The sequence below is a fragment of the Photobacterium sp. NCIMB 13483 genome (genome assembly GCF_003025475.1).
GTDB classification, from domain to species: Bacteria; Pseudomonadota; Gammaproteobacteria; order Enterobacterales; family Vibrionaceae; genus Photobacterium; species Photobacterium piscicola.
Window position 1 is genome coordinate 1 of record NZ_PYLV01000019.1, and the last position, 17,223, is coordinate 17,223.

Below are 17,223 nucleotides of genomic sequence, written 5' to 3' on the forward strand. Positions count from 1 at the left end.
ATTGCTATTGTTGCATTTCTTACCGAAGTAAGAGAATAAATGGTGCCGACTACCGGAGTCGAACTGGTGACCTACTGATTACAAGTCAGTTGCTCTACCTACTGAGCTAAGTCGGCACATTAATTCTGTAATCTCTCCGCTCTATTGAGCCAAGAAATAAATAGTGGCTCCCTCTACTGGACTTGAACCAGTGACATACGGATTAACAGTCCGGCGTTCTACCAACTGAACTAAGAGGGAACAGATTTTATCGTTGCTTAACACCAAACTTCAAAAGAGAAGAAATGGTGCCTCGAGGCGGAATCGAACCACCGACACGAGGATTTTCAATCCTCTGCTCTACCGACTGAGCTATCAAGGCAACGGGGCGCTATTAAAAGGGTTTTGAGCCTTTTCGTCAACTCTTTTTTTAATAAAAAACGATTATTATGTTTGAGTGTTGGCTTTTTGTTCGTTGTGGCGTGATTTTTTACATTTTTAGTACTTTCCGCCGTTGAGATTACGGCGGAATATCTATTTGATTTAAATGTTATTTTTCTGGTGGTGTATAACCATCAATCACTACATCTTTACCTTCAAACAAAAAATTCACCATTTCTGTCTCAAGTAATTGACGATGTTCAGGATTCATCATATTGAGTTTTTTTTCATTGATTAGCATGGTTTGCTTGGCTTGCCATTGTGCCCATGCTTGCTTTGATACCGTATCAAAAATGCGTTGGCCAAGTTCACCTGGGTACAATTGAAAATCTAGACCTTCAGCTTCTTGCTGTAGACGGACACAAAAAACAGTACGGCTCATGGAATATTCCTTATGCATTCATTATTAAATTACAGCGAGATGGCTGTATCTATAATTGCTGTATTTATAGCAATAGTTATACCAGACTCGGCCAGTAGCGGCTAGGGTCGAGACAGGAATAACAACCGTGTAATCAGTGTGGATTACACGGTTTGCTGGGTTGGTATGGCTTAATGAGTGTCTAGCATAGCTAAGGTGATCGCTACGGAATTATCAGCGGTTATTTGTTTTAATTTAGGGTAGTCAAAGTGTGCTGATCCATCAGCTTTGTCTGAAATGGTACGAATAACAACAAATGGTTTGTTAAACATAAAGGCAACTTGTGCCACTGCTGCACCTTCCATTTCAATAGCCATTGCATTGAATTCATTATGAATAAACTTTACTTTTTGTTTATCAGCAATGAATTGATCACCTGTTGCAATAATTCCTTGAAATACTTTTTTATTATCAAGAACCCGTTGTGCTGCCGCAAATGCTTGAGCGGTTAATTGTGGATCTGCATAAAAGTAGCGATCATCAAATCCATCCATGTGACCGGGTTTATTACCAAAAACGGTTAAATCGACATCATGTTGTACCAATGCGGTTGAAACCACAACATCGGTTGGTGATAGTTGAGATGCCGCCGCGCCGGCAATACCTGTAAAGATCAATTTATCGACTTTAAATTCACGTATTAACGTGGTGGTTGTGACGGCGGCATTCACTTTACCGACACCTGAACGAGTGACAACAACCGAATGTTTACCGATTTGTCCTTGATAATACAGATGTTGACCGATAGTAATGGTGTGCTTGTTTTTAATATGTGGCAGTAAATTGGTAATTTCAGCATCCATAGCACCAACGATAGCAATCGTTTGCGCTGCGGATGCGAAAAAAGAACAACTTGTTAGAATAGTGGCGAAGAAGTAGCTTAATTTTTTCATAATAGAATGGATTAATAATAGGTTAGGGGGTAAAGATAGTAACTAGTTACATTTTAAAATGACATCATAAAAGCGGATCTTATGAGGTGAAAATGTAACTAGTGATAAATTTATTTATAACTAAAGGTATAACAGCCCATCAAGGATCTTTTGCACTGGCGCAGCAAGGCCTATTTTAGCGGGATCATGCAGATCATACCATTGTCCTTGGCGCTCATGGATCACATCGGGGAGTGTGTTTAAGGTAAATAAAACGGGTACAATATCGAGGTGATAATGACTAAAGGTGTGTCTGAATGCTATTAGCTGTTGTTGGCTGGCGATCAATGTTTGCGGCTGACCTAATTGCTGCAATAACAGATCATCGAGATCGTCACTATCATGTTGCGGAAAACACCATAAGCCGCCCCAAATACCCACTTGTGGTCGTTGTTCCAGCCATACTTTGTCGCCATAACGTAAAATCGCGAACCAAGTTTGCTTTTCAGGCATTACTTTTTTAGGTTTCTTTCCCGGAAATTCTGTCTGACGCTGTTGGGCTTTTGCAATACATTGGGCCTCAATGGGGCACAAATCGCATTTAGGTTTGCTGCGAGTACAAATCATCGCGCCCATATCCATCATCGCTTGATTATAGCGTTCGACACCCATCGCTGGCGTATTTTCAATGGCTATGTCCCACAACGCATTTTCAACGGGTTTTTTCCCCGGCCAACCTTCAATCGCATAACAGCGCGCTAAAGTACGCTTAACGTTGCCATCTAAAATCGAATGGTGCTGTTTTAATGATAGCGATAACACTGCACCGGCAGTTGAGCGTCCAATACCCGGCAGGGCTTCAACTTCTGCAATCGTTGTCGGAAATTCGCCATTATGCTCAGCGACAATTAATTGGGCTGCTTTGTGAAGATTGCGTGCACGAGCGTAATAGCCCAAGCCCGTCCATAAATGTAACACTTCATCTTGCTCGGCTGCGGCAAGATCTGCCACCGTTGGAAAGCGTGCCATAAAACGTTCAAAATAAGGGATCACTGTTGCAACTTGGGTTTGTTGCAGCATGATTTCAGATAGCCATACTTTGTAGGGGGTCTTTTGATGTTGCCATGGAAGGGTTTTTCGACCGAATTTATCATACCACGCTAGAATAGCGTCGGAAAAAGCTGTACTCACGGTGAACTCACTTTACTTAATGGGCTTAAAAAATGCCAGGTTGCGCTTTATTATGGAATGATCTTGCGGAAAATTGGAGTCCGTGGGAACGATCCCTTATACTGCAAGTCATCAATGTTATGGCGTCTATAATGACGTTATTGACTAAGATTGCATCATAAACTGGCGATTGTCACACTTGATAGACTTGAATTGAGCCTATAAGTTTGGATAATGCCGTTCCGTTTCTTTTTTTGTTTGGATAGTTAGCATGAGCGAAGTTTCAAAAAAGTCAGGTGACGTAACTCTGACTGAATTTACCGATGAAGGCAAAATGGTTCGTAAGATCCGTAGTTTTGTTCGTCGTGAAGGCCGTTTAACCAAGGGTCAAGAACATGCGATGGAAAAAAACTGGCCAGCCATGGGTATTGATTTCGCCACTGAAATGCTTGACTGGACACAAGTCTTTAACCGTGAAGCGCCAGTTGTGTTAGAAATTGGCTTTGGCATGGGTGCATCATTAGTTGAAATGGCACAAGCTGCGCCAGAGAAAAACTATGTGGGTATTGAAGTTCATAGTCCAGGTGTTGGTCACTGTTTAATGGGCGCTGAAGCGGCTAATTTAACTAACTTACGCGTAATGTGTCATGACGGTGTGGAAGTGTTTGAACACATGATTCCTGATGGCAGCCTTGATATGGTACAGTTGTTCTTCCCTGACCCATGGCATAAAGCACGTCACCATAAGCGCCGTATTGTTCAGCCTGAATTTGCTGAAATGCTACGTAAAAAGCTTAAAATTGGTGGTATTTTCCATATGGCAACTGATTGGGAAAACTACGCAGAGCATATGGTTGAAGTAATGGATGCGGCACCTGGCTACAAAAACACTGCCACTGATGGTGCTTACATTGCTCGCCCTGAAGATCGTCCTTTAACTAAGTTTGAAGCACGTGGTCATCGCCTAGGTCATGGCGTATGGGATATGAAGTACATGCGTACTGAATAATTGCAGAGATTGCTGTGACCGTCGAGTAGAGTGACAGCAGTGATTGCGTTATTTATTTAGAAAGCCAACTTTTGTTGGCTTTTTTGTTATTGGAGATGAAATAAATGAAGCCGACAGAGACCTTACTCAATGGCATTTTAGATGAAGTTAGACCATTGATTGGTCAAGGGAAAGTCGCTAACTATATTCCAGCTTTAGCTGAAGTTCCTGCGAATAAATTAGGCATCGCTGTGTGTTATAACGATGGTGAAATTATTCAAGCTGGCGATAGCCAAGAAAGCTTTTCTATTCAATCAATCTCCAAAGTTTTATCACTGACATTAGCGATGGCACTTTATGAACCCGATGAGTTATGGGCGCGAGTAGGGAAAGAGCCTTCAGGTCAGGCATTTAATTCAATGATTCAGTTGGAATTAGAAAATGGTATTCCTCGAAATCCATTTATTAATCCCGGCGCGATTGTGATTTCTGACATGTTGTATAGCCGCTTGTGTGCGCCGCAATATCGCATGCTTGAATTAGTACGTGAATTATCCTGTAACCCACAGATTGTTTACGACAAAATTGTAGCGAACTCAGAGATGCAACACAGTGATCGTAATGCTTCGATTGCTTATCTGATGCGGTCATTTGGTAACTTCAATAATGAAGTCATGCCAGTGTTAAATAACTACTTTAGCTACTGTGCATTAAAAATGAGTTGTGTCGATTTAGCGCGTACATTTTCTTATTTAGCAAATAAAGGTCAGCCTTTAGGTGCAAAAACGCCAATTATTAGCCAAACTCAAAGTAAGCATATAAATGCATTGCTTGCGACATGCGGGTTATATGATGGCGCGGGCGAGTTTGCTTACCGCGTTGGTATGCCGGGTAAATCAGGTGTTGGTGGCGGTATTGTAGCGATTGTACCGGGAGAAATGACAATAGCGGTGTGGTCGCCAGAATTGGATCAATCAGGGAATTCTCTGGTGGGTACCGCAGCATTAGAAAAGTTATCAGCACGGATTGGACGTTCTATTTTTTAGTGGGTATATATCGAAATGATATGTCGCAACCCACTTTTTCAGGGAAGCGAGTATTATTTATGAATATTAAACGATATATAAAAAATGGCTGTGGGTTGTTATTTGGATTGAGCATTAGTTCATCCGTTATGGCTGTCGAGTGTCAGCCATTGTGGCAAAATAATGTCAGTTTTACCGATGAAAAATTAATACTAGAGCAAGACACACAGACCTTTACGATTAAAGATAATGGTCAGCTTTATTTTGATATTCATAAAGTAAATTTAGGCCCGCAACAAACTGAATTATTGGCACAATACTATCAGACGATCACCACTGATTTGCCATATGTTTTATCTCATGGTCAACATATTGATACGACGCTATGTAATTTTGCGGCAGTGCGTATTGATAAAGAAAATCAAATTCGACAACAGATTCCAGCGTTGAAAAACTGGCGGAGTGTCAGTTTAGAATAAGCAGCTTAGTTATTTTGATCTTTGATGAGCGGTAACTAAAAAAAGCGATTCACAGGATGAGATCGCTTTTTTTGATTATTTTGATGAGAGATATTGAAGATTTACGAGTGGGTTAATTATTCATCATCTTCAACAAAAGCGGCTAATAAATCATTTAAGAATAATTTACCATGCTCGGTGATCTGCCATTGATCGCCATTATCTTGTAAATAATTTTGCTCAATTGCCCAATCAATATTGGCTTCAATGGTCGTCAACGGTAAACCAGTACGATCAATGAAGTCTTGCTTTGGACACGCTTCTAATAATCGAAATCTGTTCATGAAAAACTCAAATGGACGTTCGCTATCAGCCACCGTAATTTGCTCGCTTAAATAAGGCTTATTCGCTTGTAAATATCCACGAGGATGTTTGACCTTTACGGTGCGAATAATACGCCCATCATCAAAACTGATTTTTCCATGCGCGCCACAGCCAATACCTAAGTAATCGCCAAAGCGCCAATAATTAAGATTATGTTGGCATTGCTTTCCGGGCTTACTGTAACCAGAAATTTCATATTGCTGGTAACCCGCAGCAGTTAGCAAGGAATGACCTTGCTCAAAAATATCCCATAAATCATCGTCATCAGGTAATGTCGGTGGTTTTGAGTAATACAGGGTATTGGGTTCAATCGTAAGTTGATACCAAGACAAATGTGGTGGATCGAGTGCGATCGCTTGTTTAAGATCGCTGATCGCATCAGCAATAGATTGATCAGGTAAGCCATGCATCAGATCAGTATTAAAACTGTTTAATTCGGCAGATTTTGCCAGTTCAATTGCTTTAATTGCTTCTTGGCTGCCATGAATACGGCCTAAACGTTGTAATTTATCGTCTTGGAAACTTTGAATGCCAATTGAAATTCGGTTTACCCCTGCTTGACGATAACCGTCAAAACGTCCGGCTTCAACCGTGCCCGGATTGGCTTCCATGGTGATTTCAATAGTGTCACTAAATGGAATACGGCTTTCAATGGCGGCCAGTAAGCGACCAATTTCAGAGGGAGAAATTAAACTTGGCGTACCACCACCAATAAAAATTGAATGCAGTGGTCGTTGACCATTCACTAATTGATATGCCATCAGATCGGTTTCGAGATCATCAATGAGCGCATCAATATAATCAAGTTCTGGCAATTCAGTTTTTAGCGCATGCGAATTAAAGTCGCAATAGGGGCACTTTTGGACACACCAAGGAATGTGAACATATAAGCTGAGTGGTGGAGGAACAAGCATGAGTTAGCCTTTTAGTGCACTGAAAAGTTGTTGAAGTGCTTTACCACGGTGTGATAGTTGCTTTTTACGACTTGGGTCAAGTTGCGCTGAAGCACATTGATCTTCAGGTACCCAGAAAATCGGATCATAACCAAAGCCATTGTCGCCATGACGTTCAGTTAAAATACTACCTTCCCACGAGCCATGACACACAAGAGGCGTTGGATCATTTTCGTGACGCATCATCACTAAGACACAATGGAAACGCGCACTACGTTGTGCTTCTGGAACACCGTCCATTGCTGTAAGTAATTTATCAATGTTTTCGGCATCCGTTGCACCTTCACCGGCAAAACGAGCTGAATAAATACCCGGCGCACCTTGTAGGAAATCAACCTCAAGTCCTGAATCATCAGCAATCGCAGCACAACCAGTTTCTTTGGCAGCATGGCGCGCTTTGATGATCGCATTTTCAATAAACGTGGTGCCTGTTTCTGCTACTTCTGAAACATTAAAATCGCTTTGAGCGACCACATCAAATCCAAAGTCAGCAAGTAGGGAAGCCATTTCTTTTACTTTGCCTTGATTGCCTGTTGCCAGTACCAGTTTGCTCATATTGATGCCTTTTGAAAACGCTCATTCGTTAATGACCGCTATGATAGCCGTTGTGGGAATAATAACAAAGTCGAGCACTCAGCAAGGTTATGTTATGAGGGATGATTGAATATAAAAAAAGCGAACATCAGAATGATATTCGCTTTTTTAACAATAGTAACTGGCAGCAAAGCTATTGCATTAAATTAGCGATAGTTTCAGGGATCTGCTTAGGATCTTCGATACGGATTTGCTTATGGCGACCTTGAAAGCCTTTTTCCACGTGCACTAATCCTTTTGCTACTTTAAATTGCTTGGCTAAGTATTTGGCTAAATGTGCATTCGCTTTACCATCAACCGGGGGGGCTGTAATGGCAATTTTAACTTCACCATCATGCAGACCAACTATTTGATCACGGCTGGCTTTAGGTTGAATGTAAAGTCGAATAACGACATCATCACCTTGGCGAAATACAGCATTATCACTCATAATTGGAACCAAATTGGACCAATTAAATCACCCATTAAATAGTTAGCAAACTGCAAGCCTAAGAAGATCACCAGAATACTTAAATCAAGACCACCCATCGCTGGCAGAACGCGACGAATCGGTGCCATTAGTGGTTCTGTTAGTTGGTGCATGACATATTCCATTGGGCTGCGACCTTGGCTTACCCAACTTAAAATGGCACGAATTAATAGTACCCAGAATAATAAACCGCCAGCGGCTTTTAAGAATGCTAATAGACCAAAGAATAAGAACATTGGACTAAATGCTGATGCTCCACCTGTTAGCGCCAATTGCAGTAAAACAAACTTAGCCACACACAATAGGTAACCAAACAAGATGGTTGCCATATCAAATGAACCCACTGATGGGATCACACGACGTAGCGGTGCCACAACTGGTTGAGTTGCTTTGACAATAAATTGTGAGAACGGGTTATAAAAATCTGCTCGTGACCATTGTAACCAAACACGTAGCAACACAATCATGATGTAGAGATCAAAGACTGTGGTAATTAAAAAAGCGAGTGAATTCATAATTAAACCTTAAAACAATTGTTCCATTTCTTGAGCACGAGCAACAGCAGCTTGCATTGCTTTAGCCACGATTTCTGTTAAATGATGCTGATTGAACGTATTAATCGCTTCTGCTGTAGTGCCACCTTTAGAAGTCACTTGCTGACGTAGTGTAGCCAGATCCGTGTCAGGATTTGCTTGCACCATTTCTGCTGCGCCTAATGCGGTTTGTTGAACGAGCAGTCGTGCTGTTTGTTCATCAAAACCTTGTGCCATCGCTTGCTGTTGAATCGCTTCCATAAACAAGAAGAAGTAAGCGGGCGCACTGCCTGCTGCGGCAATAATACCATTGATATCTGCTTCTTGTTTAACCCAGCAAATTTCCCCGACGGCTTGTAATAGCTGGCTGGCAAACTGATGATCTTGCGGCGCTAATGTTGCATCTGCATATAAACCGCTCATGCCTTTACCAATTAATGCTGGTGTGTTTGGCATTACGCGTACTAAGTGTAATTGGCTATCAAGCATGGTTGCTAGCCGCGCACTATTAATACCTGCAGCAATAGAGATCACTAATTTATTACTGAAATCTACCGCTTGCAATGGCAAACACACTTCAGCCATTAATTGTGGTTTCACTGCCAGTACGATGACATCAGCTTGTTGCGCTGTACGTAGGTTATCACTATCGGTATGAATACCAAAATCAGCGCTTAACGGTGCGAGACGGGTTTTGCTTGGCGCTGTCGCGGTAATTTTACTCGCGTCATAACCACTGGCAATTAATCCAGCGATGATTGAACGGGCCATGTTACCGGCACCGATAAAGGCGATAGAACGCTGTTCCATGTAATATCCTTTGCTGTTGGTACGACGCGCAAACAAGTAGGCTGAGTCGTTGACCGTAATTGAAGACTATCGTTAAGATCTAAAAATTATTGTTAAGCTTGGCTGCCGTAATCACGTGCACCAAACAGAGCAGTGCCAATTCGAACCATAGTGCTGCCAGCTGCAATTGCCGCTTCCATGTCACCACTCATGCCCATTGATAGTGTATCTAGCTGTGGATGGTGTGGCTTCAGTTGTTCTAATAAATCGGCCAGTTTTTTAAATGCAGCGAACTGACTATCATAATCGGTTTCAGGTTGTGGAATCGACATTAATCCGCGTAAAACTAATTGCGGCATGGTGGCAATTTCTGCCGCAAGTGCCATTGCTTCATCAGCATTGATACCAGATTTACTCGCTTCACCACTGGTATTAACTTGTAACAACACATTTAACGGTGCCATGGTTGCTGGTCGTTGTTCATTTAAGCGTGTCGCTGTTTTAAGGCGATCAATTGAATGCACCCAATCAAAATGCTCAGCGATGGGACGAGTCTTATTGGACTGAATTGGACCAATAAAATGCCACACTAATTTCTCCGCGGCGGGGTGACTCGCAAAGTAATTGACTTTATCAACCCCTTCTTGAACGTAATTTTCACCAAAAGCAACCAGACCTGCGTCAATTGCTTGTTCGATCGCTACAACGGGCTTGGTCTTACTTACCGCTAACAATTGCACCGAATCGATGTTTCTGCCGCATTTTTCAGTTGCGAGTGCCATCTCATTGATGACCTGTGTAATATTTTGCTTGATACTGTTCATAATTGATTCTTGAGGAAAGTTGTTTATGGATATCACCGAATTACTCGATTTTAGTGTAAAGCATAACGCATCAGATCTGCATCTTTCTGCGGGTGTTCCACCAATGATAAGAGTTGATGGCGATGTAAGAAAGCTCAGTTTGCCTGCTTTAACTCACAGTGAAGTGCATCGATTGATTTTTGATATTATGAACGATGCCCAACGTCGAGAGTATGAAGAAAAATTAGAAGTCGATTTTTCTTTTGAATTACCTGATATCGGCCGTTTTAGGATTAACGCTTTTCATCAATCGCGCGGTTGTTCTGCTGTGCTGCGTACCATCCCTATTCATATTCCTACTTTAGCATCATTGAATGTGCCTGAGGTTTTTTATGATATTGCCCAGCTTAACCGTGGTCTCGTGTTAGTGACGGGCGCAACGGGCTCGGGTAAATCAACCACTATTGCCGCCTTAATAGATTACATCAATAGCAACTATCAACGCCATATTTTGACGATTGAAGATCCGATTGAATTTGTCCATACCAGTAAAAGTTGTTTGATCAACCAACGTGAAGTGCATCGTGACACGCTGAGCTTTCAAAATGCCCTGCGGTCATCGTTACGTGAAGATCCCGATGTGATTGTGGTGGGTGAGTTGCGCGATCAAGAAACGATTAGTTTGGCATTAACGGCGGCTGAAACCGGACATTTAGTTTTAGGCACCTTGCATACTAGCTCAGCGGCTAAAACGGTCGATCGTATTATTGACGTCTTTCCCGGCCATGATAAATCGATGGTACGTTCAATGTTATCTGAATCATTACGCGCGGTTGTGGCTCAAAATTTATTGAAGTGTACTTCTGGTGGGCGAGTTGCTTGTCATGAAGTGATGATGGCTACCCCCGCTATTCGAAATTTAATCCGTGAAGATAAAATTGCTCAGATGTATTCAATGATTCAAACCGGTTCTTCACTTGGCATGCAGACTATGGAGCAAAGTGTAAAAATGCTGGTGGCACAAGGAATGGTCGAAGCTGAAGAAGGACGTCGTGTTCTGGATCGTAGCAAAAGCAATTTTTAAGAAAGTTAAAGGAATAACCACATGACGTTAGATGACATTCTTGAGCAAATGGTGGCTAAAAAAGCTTCTGATTTATACATCACTGTTGCTTCAGCTTGCTTATTAAAAATTGATGGTAATTTACATAGTGTCGGTGAAGTGTTAAATCGAAGTGGTGTTGATAGCCTATTTGATCAAGCTATGGATACGAACCTTAGACAAGAATTTTTTAGCACCAAAGAAGCTAATTTTGCTTTAGTTCGTAATGACCTTCGATTTCGTGTTAGTGCTTTTTGGCAACAAGAATTACCTGGAATGGTGATTCGTCGTATTGAAACCCAAATACCACAAATGAGTGATTTGAAATTACCCATAGATATGGAACGACTGGCACTTTCAAAGCGAGGTTTAGTTCTTATTGTTGGTGCTACGGGATCGGGAAAATCAACCTCGATGGCGGCAATGACAGGTTATCGAAATCAGCATCGAAGTGGTCATATTTTAACGGTTGAAGATCCGATTGAATTTGTTCACAAGCACAACAAATGCATTGTGACTCAGCGCGAAGTTGGACTGGATACTGCCAGTTATGAAGTGGCGCTAAAAAACTCCTTACGCCAAGCGCCAGACATGATTTTAATCGGTGAAATTCGTACTCGTGAAACCATGGAATACGCGATGAATTTTGCTGAGACGGGCCATTTATGTATGGCAACTTTGCATGCCAATAATGCTAACCAAGCATTAGAACGTATTTTACATTTAGTGCCTAAAGAGCGACGTGATCAATTTTTATTTGATTTATCACTTAATTTAAAATGTATTTTGGCGCAGCAATTAATCGCAGATGCTAATGGAGAGGGGCGTCATGGTGTGTATGAGTTATTACTTAATACACCACGAGTGGCAGATTTAATTCGACGCGGCGAGTTGTATGAAATTAAAGGTGTAATGGCCAAATCGACTGAAGCTGGAATGAGAACGTTTGATCAATCATTGTATGCATTATTTAATGAAGGAAAGATCAGCGAGCAAGATGCACTTCATCACGCCGACTCTGCTAATGATTTACGGTTAATGATTAAAATTGGTGATCCTGATGCTAATTCATTGAATAGCTTATCGGGTGTGGCATTAGAAAATTAATAAAGCCTATGATGATCCTTTTGCAAAAGGATCATCATAGTGAAATTAATCGCCACAATGGATAGTAATGTATGTTTTGTTTAATTTATTGATTTTAATGTTATTTGTTTTTTATTCTAATAAATGACGTTTACTAAAATAGCTTTTGGGTTTAAATGATCCAAAAGCTGTACAAGCTGATCAAGCAAGTAATCATAGGGCTTTGAGTAAGACAGTAGTGGTGCTCAAAAATAGAGATCAGCTTTGTGATGATCTTATTTGCAAAAGCTGTACTGCATAAAAAAAAGACAAACGAGAATTCTCGTTTGTCTTTTTTATTGGTTTATAGCTGATTTTTTAAAGGTTAAATCAGATGAAATTAAGCGCCATATTGACGCTCAAACCAGCTTTCCAAAATGACCACGGCTGATTGTGAATCGATGTTACCTTTACTTAATGAACGATAACCACCGCGTTCAAATAAATCTGCTTTTGCTTCTACAGTACTTAAACGTTCATCGTGCAATTCAACCGCGTAGCCAAATCGACCATGAATACGATTAGCAAATTTCTTGGCCCGTGGGGCGATAGTTTCTAGTTCTTTACCTTCAAGATCTAATGGTAATCCCACCACGATTAAATCGGGTTGCCATTCTTTAAGGATCTTTTCAATGTCATCCCAATTAGGAATACCATCTTTGGCTTTTAAAGCGGCGAGGGGACTGGCAGTACCAGTAAGTTCTTGACCGATAGCAACACCAATACTTTTGGTGCCGTAATCAAAGCTTAATACGCTGCGAGATTGACTCATGCATGGCCTATATCTGATGACAGATTCGCTGGGCTAATGCCCAATTTTGCAAGGGCTTGCTGCCAGCGCTGATCTATCGGAGTGGAAAAAATAATATCGCTATCTGCTTCAATGGTTAGCCAATTATTATTCGCTAATTCTTGCTCAAGTTGACCGACATCCCAACCCGCATAACCAAGGGCCACAATAAACTGTTGTGGTGCTTGCTGGGTGCCCAGTTGAGCCAAAATATCTAATGAGGTGGTAACGGCAAGTTGAGGCGTGATAGTAATACTGGAGTTATAATCAGCTGAAATCGAGTGTAATACAAAGCCGCGATCTTCTGCGACAGGCCCGCCATTAAGTACAGGCGCTTCAATACTTATCGGGTCAATTAATGGTTGTGTACGTTCAATATTAATTTGATCAAGCATGTCGACAATTGAAATTTCAATCGGCTGATTAATGATGATACCCATTGCACCTTCATCATTATGTTCACAAACATAAATGACACTATGCTTAAAATTTGGATCTTCCATAGTGGGCATTGCCACTAGAAAATAATTGGTCAGGTTCATTTACAACACCATTAAATACACGTCAGCACCGATGATGGTGTTGATAATAAAAAGCAGCGATAAAAAATAATCGCTGCGTTCTTGGTTTGATTATGGCTGATGTTTAGCGCTTAGGTGATCTTAGTTAGCGTTAATACGGCGTTCAATCGCATCCATTAATTTACCTGTGATAGAAATATCAAATGCAGCTTCAATTTCACAAATACAGGTTGGACTGGTTACGTTAATTTCAGTGAGTTTATCGCCAATCACATCAAGACCAACAAAGATCAAGCCTTTCTGTTTTAAAATTGGCGCAACAGTTTCTGCAATTTTACGATCAGTGTCGCTAATTGGACGCGCTTCACCACGACCGCCAGCGGCCAAGTTACCGCGAGTTTCACCTTTAGCTGGAATACGCGCAAGGCAGTATGGCATTGGTTCGCCATCAACCACTAAAATACGCTTATCACCGTTACTGATATCAGGCACGAATGTTTGTGCCATACAGTAGTTTTGACCCATTGCGGTTAGTGTTTCGATGATCACCGATACGTTAGGATCATTTTTCATTACGCGGAAGATAGACGAACCACCCATGCCATCAAGCGGTTTTAGGATCACATCACCGTGTTCTTTATGGAATGCTTTTAGTTTGTCGGCACGACGGGTCACAATCGTGGTTGGCGTTAGTTCTGGGAACCATGCGGTAAATAATTTTTCATTACAATCACGTAGGCTTTGCGGTTTGTTAACGATTAATGCACCGTTATCTTCTGCGCGCTCAAGAATGTAAGTCGCATAAATGTATTCAGTATCAAACGGAGGATCTTTTCGCATTAATACCGCATCAAGATCCGCGAGTGGAATCTCTTGCTCATTATGAAATTCAAACCAATCGTTTGGATCTTTTTTTACAGTTACAGTGCGAGTACGTGCAATTGCGACACCTTGCTCTAAAGAAAGATCACTCATTTCCATGTAGTGTAATTCCCAACCACGACGTTGAGCTTCCATCATCATGGCAAAGGTCGAATCTTTTTTGATATTGATAGACTCGATAGGGTCCATCACAATACCTAGCTTGATCATTGTTTTCTCCTGATTACTCAGCCAAGATCACCAAAGCGAACTTGCAGTGCGGTAATGGCTGTCATTGCGGTAGTCTCAGTGCGTAACACACGTGGGCCTAATAAAATTTCGTCGAATTTATATTGCTCTGTCATGCTGATCTCTTCAGCTGACAAGCCACCTTCAGGACCGATCAATAACCGTACTTTGGTTACTGGGGTAGGGAGGGTGTTAATTGAATAATGCGCACGAGGGTGTAAATTTAGTTTTAAACCATCATATTCTTCAGCGCACCATTGCTCTAGCTTCATTACAGGGCGAATGGTGGGTACCACATTACGACCACATTGTTCACAAGCTGCAATTGCGATTTTCTGCCACTGTTCCAGTTTCTTTTCAAAGCGTTCAGCATTAAGTTTAACGCCACAACGTTCTGAAATAAGCGGTGTAATAGTATTCACACCCAGTTCAACTGATTTTTGAATGGTGAATTCCATTTTATCACCACGTGAAATCACTTGGCCTAAGTGAATATCTAATGGTGATTCAATGCTATGTTCCACACGCGCTTGAATCTCAACTTCAACACTTTTTTTGCTGGCGCTACTAATAACAGCAGGGAACTCTGCATTACTGCCATCAAACAGTAATACTTGTTGCCCAACTTGCATCCGCATTACACGGCCAACATGGTTAGCTGCATCGTCGCTAAGCATAACCGTACCTTGGCTAGGTAAAGGTTGTGGGTGGTAAATTCGTGGAATTCTCATGATGCGGTCATCTGTAGTAATTGTTGGGTAATAAAAGATATTACCATGGTTGACGACAGAAGAGAGGGCAAAAATCAGTGTGGCGAGGAACGAATAATAAAAATTATCGAGGTCGTTTAAATACGACTCAAATTACGATGCTTTGAGCTGTAGCGGTTGGCGACATTTACGGCAATGGTAGCTGGCTTGGCCTCGTAGCACCTTATTATGGCGGCGAATAGTTAGTGGGTATTCACTACATGGGCAGTAGTAAATAAAGGTTGTTCCAGCCACTGAACTGACATTAAAGTTGTGAGTGGTTTTGGGGGCGACATTGAAAACTTCAGTCATTATTATTTGCCATTCACGACCATGAGGACGAACGCGGCCAAATAATTTAAACACCACTAAATGCGCGACTTCATGAGCAACAACTTCATTAATAAAAGCGTCAGGGTTTTCAGCCAATAATATTGGGTTAAAGCGTAATTCCCATTTTTGTAGGTGGGCTGTGCCTGCTATTTTACCGCGTTGATTAAAATTAACCTTAGGCATAGTTAGGCGTTTATTCAAACGCTGGTTAGCATGAACAATGCAATACTCTACGTGAGTAAGTACTTGCTTTTGTAGCGGAGTCATCACCAAAAATATCCCCTGTTACTTTCTATATTGGCACTCAATAATCATGGGTGACTATACACCGCAATATAAACGGTAACGATTATTTTATTTTATGTATAAAAAAAGGGACGAATAATCGCCCCTTAATCATTGATAAACTTAAATTTATTATTATTTAAGTTTAGCGAAGTCGCGTAGCGCTTCTACTTTGTCGGTTTTTTCCCAAGGGAATTCTTCGCGACCAAAGTGACCATATGCAGCCGTCTTTTTGTAGATAGGCTGAAGTAGGTTTAGCATTTCTTGTAGGCCGTATGGGCGTAGGTCGAAGTGCTGGCGAACCGCTTCAATAATAATATCTTGGTGTACTTTTTCAGTACCGAACGTTTCAATCATGATAGATGTTGGATCAGCAACACCGATAGCGTATGAAAGTTGAATTTCACAACGCTCAGCCATACCAGCGGCAACGATATTTTTCGCTACATAACGTGCTGCGTATGCTGCTGAACGGTCAACTTTTGATGGATCTTTACCTGAGAATGCACCGCCACCGTGACGTGCTGCACCGCCGTAGGTATCAACGATAATTTTACGCCCCGTTAAACCACAGTCACCCATTGGGCCACCGATAACAAAACGACCGGTTGGGTTAATAAAGAATTTAGTATCTTTACGTAACCACTCTTGTGGTAATACTGGCTTGATGATCTCTTCCATTACCGCTTCACGAAGATCGGCTGTTGAAATTGAATCACTGTGTTGGGTTGATAATACAACGGCATCAATACCAACAATCTTACCTTGATCGTATTCAAATGTTACTTGAGATTTAGCATCAGGACGTAACCAAGGTAGGCTGCCATTCTTACGTACGTGCGCTTGACGTTGAACAAGACGGTGTGCATAAGTGATTGGTGCAGGCATGAACTCTTTGGTTTCGTTGGTTGCATAACCAAACATAATACCTTGGTCGCCAGCGCCCTGTTCTTTAGGGTCAGTTTTATCAACGCCTTGGTTGATATCTGGTGATTGCTTACCAATGGTATTTAAAACAGCGCAAGAATTAGCATCAAAGCCCATGTCTGAGTGAACATAACCGATTTCACGCACTGTTTCACGAGTGATTTCTTCGATATCAACCCAAGCTGATGTTGTTACTTCGCCACCGACCATTACCATGCCAGTTTTTACGTAAGTTTCACAAGCAACACGTGCTTTTGGATCTTGCTCTAAAATTGCATCCAAGACTGCGTCTGAAATTTGGTCTGCAATTTTATCTGGATGACCTTCTGATACCGACTCAGAAGTAAACAGATGTTTAGCCATTGATGGTCTCACTTATATTCATAAATTTGGTAGAACGGT

20 protein-coding genes and 3 tRNA genes are annotated in these 17,223 nt (G+C 41.5%); 5 read left to right on the forward strand and 18 right to left on the reverse strand.

Annotated elements, in window-relative coordinates; translation table 11 throughout:
- Positions 1-40: 40 nt before the first annotated feature.
- The 6 genes from C9I86_RS14185 to mutY form a co-directional block, all read right to left on the reverse strand.
- Positions 41-116, reverse strand: a tRNA-Thr gene (locus tag C9I86_RS14185).
- Positions 117-164: 48 nt separating this feature from the next.
- Positions 165-240, reverse strand: a tRNA-Asn gene (locus tag C9I86_RS14190).
- A gap of 45 nt (positions 241-285) precedes the next feature.
- A tRNA-Phe gene (locus C9I86_RS14195) sits at positions 286-361 on the reverse strand.
- Between the two features lie 168 nt (positions 362-529).
- Positions 530-802: an oxidative damage protection protein gene (locus C9I86_RS14200; protein WP_080158270.1), complete on the reverse strand. Its 273-nt coding sequence runs from the start codon at positions 800-802 to the stop codon at positions 530-532.
- 170 nt (positions 803-972) lie between these two features.
- On the reverse strand, positions 973-1,734 hold the full coding sequence (locus tag C9I86_RS14205; protein WP_107276714.1) for a 5'-methylthioadenosine/adenosylhomocysteine nucleosidase: 762 nt from the start codon (positions 1,732-1,734) through the stop codon (positions 973-975).
- A 120-nt stretch (positions 1,735-1,854) separates the two neighbouring features.
- The gene (gene mutY, locus C9I86_RS14210) at positions 1,855-2,904 is read right to left on the reverse strand and encodes an A/G-specific adenine glycosylase (RefSeq protein ID WP_107276715.1); all 1,050 of its coding nucleotides are present in this window, start codon (positions 2,902-2,904) and stop codon (positions 1,855-1,857) included.
- 250 nt (positions 2,905-3,154) lie between these two features.
- On the opposite strand from mutY, the gene trmB reads away from it, so the two are divergent.
- The 3 genes from trmB to C9I86_RS14225 all read left to right on the forward strand — a co-directional run bounded on the left by trmB (position 3,155) and on the right by C9I86_RS14225 (position 5,375).
- Positions 3,155-3,892 (forward strand): tRNA (guanosine(46)-N7)-methyltransferase TrmB, encoded by a 738-nt coding sequence (gene trmB, locus C9I86_RS14215; RefSeq protein ID WP_080158267.1) that lies wholly within the window; start codon positions 3,155-3,157, stop codon positions 3,890-3,892.
- Between the two features lie 104 nt (positions 3,893-3,996).
- A complete protein-coding gene (glsB, locus tag C9I86_RS14220) occupies positions 3,997-4,917 on the forward strand; it encodes a glutaminase B (RefSeq protein ID WP_080158266.1) in 921 nt (306 codons plus the stop codon).
- A 59-nt stretch (positions 4,918-4,976) separates the two neighbouring features.
- Positions 4,977-5,375 (forward strand): DUF2884 family protein, encoded by a 399-nt coding sequence (locus tag C9I86_RS14225; protein WP_158258949.1) that lies wholly within the window; start codon positions 4,977-4,979, stop codon positions 5,373-5,375.
- A gap of 116 nt (positions 5,376-5,491) precedes the next feature.
- On the opposite strand, the gene hemW is transcribed toward C9I86_RS14225, so the two are convergent.
- From hemW to C9I86_RS14255, 6 genes are all read right to left on the reverse strand, one after another.
- Positions 5,492-6,652: a radical SAM family heme chaperone HemW gene (gene hemW, locus C9I86_RS14230; RefSeq protein ID WP_107276717.1), complete on the reverse strand. Its 1,161-nt coding sequence runs from the start codon at positions 6,650-6,652 to the stop codon at positions 5,492-5,494.
- A gap of 3 nt (positions 6,653-6,655) precedes the next feature.
- Positions 6,656-7,246: an XTP/dITP diphosphatase gene (locus C9I86_RS14235; protein ID WP_107276718.1), complete on the reverse strand. Its 591-nt coding sequence runs from the start codon at positions 7,244-7,246 to the stop codon at positions 6,656-6,658.
- A gap of 172 nt (positions 7,247-7,418) precedes the next feature.
- Entirely contained in the window at positions 7,419-7,715 is a 297-nt protein-coding gene (gene yggU / locus C9I86_RS14240; RefSeq protein ID WP_107276719.1) for a DUF167 family protein YggU, read from the reverse strand.
- On the reverse strand, positions 7,712-8,269 hold the full coding sequence (locus C9I86_RS14245; RefSeq protein ID WP_080158262.1) for a YggT family protein: 558 nt from the start codon (positions 8,267-8,269) through the stop codon (positions 7,712-7,714). The genes yggU and C9I86_RS14245 overlap by 4 nt, the downstream gene beginning before the upstream one ends.
- Positions 8,270-8,278: 9 nt before the next feature.
- On the reverse strand, positions 8,279-9,097 hold the full coding sequence (gene proC / locus C9I86_RS14250) for a pyrroline-5-carboxylate reductase (protein ID WP_107276720.1): 819 nt from the start codon (positions 9,095-9,097) through the stop codon (positions 8,279-8,281).
- Between the two features lie 92 nt (positions 9,098-9,189).
- Positions 9,190-9,900 carry a YggS family pyridoxal phosphate-dependent enzyme gene (locus C9I86_RS14255; RefSeq protein WP_080158260.1) on the reverse strand — a complete coding sequence of 237 codons (711 nt, stop codon included), beginning with the start codon at positions 9,898-9,900 and terminating at the stop codon, positions 9,190-9,192.
- Positions 9,901-9,925: 25 nt separating this feature from the next.
- On the opposite strand from C9I86_RS14255, the gene C9I86_RS14260 reads away from it, so the two are divergent.
- Entirely contained in the window at positions 9,926-10,963 is a 1,038-nt protein-coding gene (locus C9I86_RS14260) for a type IV pilus twitching motility protein PilT (protein WP_080158259.1), read from the forward strand.
- Between the two features lie 21 nt (positions 10,964-10,984).
- Positions 10,985-12,088 carry a PilT/PilU family type 4a pilus ATPase gene (locus tag C9I86_RS14265; RefSeq protein ID WP_080158258.1) on the forward strand — a complete coding sequence of 368 codons (1,104 nt, stop codon included), beginning with the start codon at positions 10,985-10,987 and terminating at the stop codon, positions 12,086-12,088.
- Between the two features lie 358 nt (positions 12,089-12,446).
- Here C9I86_RS14265 and ruvX read toward each other — a convergent pair whose 3' ends face one another.
- The 6 genes from ruvX to metK form a co-directional block, all read right to left on the reverse strand.
- On the reverse strand, positions 12,447-12,878 hold the full coding sequence (ruvX, locus tag C9I86_RS14270) for a Holliday junction resolvase RuvX (RefSeq protein ID WP_036793273.1): 432 nt from the start codon (positions 12,876-12,878) through the stop codon (positions 12,447-12,449).
- Complete coding sequence (locus C9I86_RS14275) at positions 12,875-13,438, reverse strand: YqgE/AlgH family protein (RefSeq protein ID WP_080158257.1); 564 nt, start codon at positions 13,436-13,438, stop codon at positions 12,875-12,877. The genes ruvX and C9I86_RS14275 overlap by 4 nt, the downstream gene beginning before the upstream one ends.
- A gap of 120 nt (positions 13,439-13,558) precedes the next feature.
- Positions 13,559-14,509: a glutathione synthase gene (gene gshB, locus C9I86_RS14280; RefSeq protein WP_080158256.1), complete on the reverse strand. Its 951-nt coding sequence runs from the start codon at positions 14,507-14,509 to the stop codon at positions 13,559-13,561.
- 17 nt (positions 14,510-14,526) lie between these two features.
- Positions 14,527-15,258 (reverse strand): 16S rRNA (uracil(1498)-N(3))-methyltransferase, encoded by a 732-nt coding sequence (gene rsmE, locus C9I86_RS14285; RefSeq protein WP_080158255.1) that lies wholly within the window; start codon positions 15,256-15,258, stop codon positions 14,527-14,529.
- 132 nt (positions 15,259-15,390) lie between these two features.
- Positions 15,391-15,876: a SprT family zinc-dependent metalloprotease gene (locus C9I86_RS14290; protein ID WP_107276721.1), complete on the reverse strand. Its 486-nt coding sequence runs from the start codon at positions 15,874-15,876 to the stop codon at positions 15,391-15,393.
- A 153-nt stretch (positions 15,877-16,029) separates the two neighbouring features.
- On the reverse strand, positions 16,030-17,184 hold the full coding sequence (gene metK, locus C9I86_RS14295) for a methionine adenosyltransferase (protein WP_107276722.1): 1,155 nt from the start codon (positions 17,182-17,184) through the stop codon (positions 16,030-16,032).
- Positions 17,185-17,223: the final 39 nt, after the last annotated feature.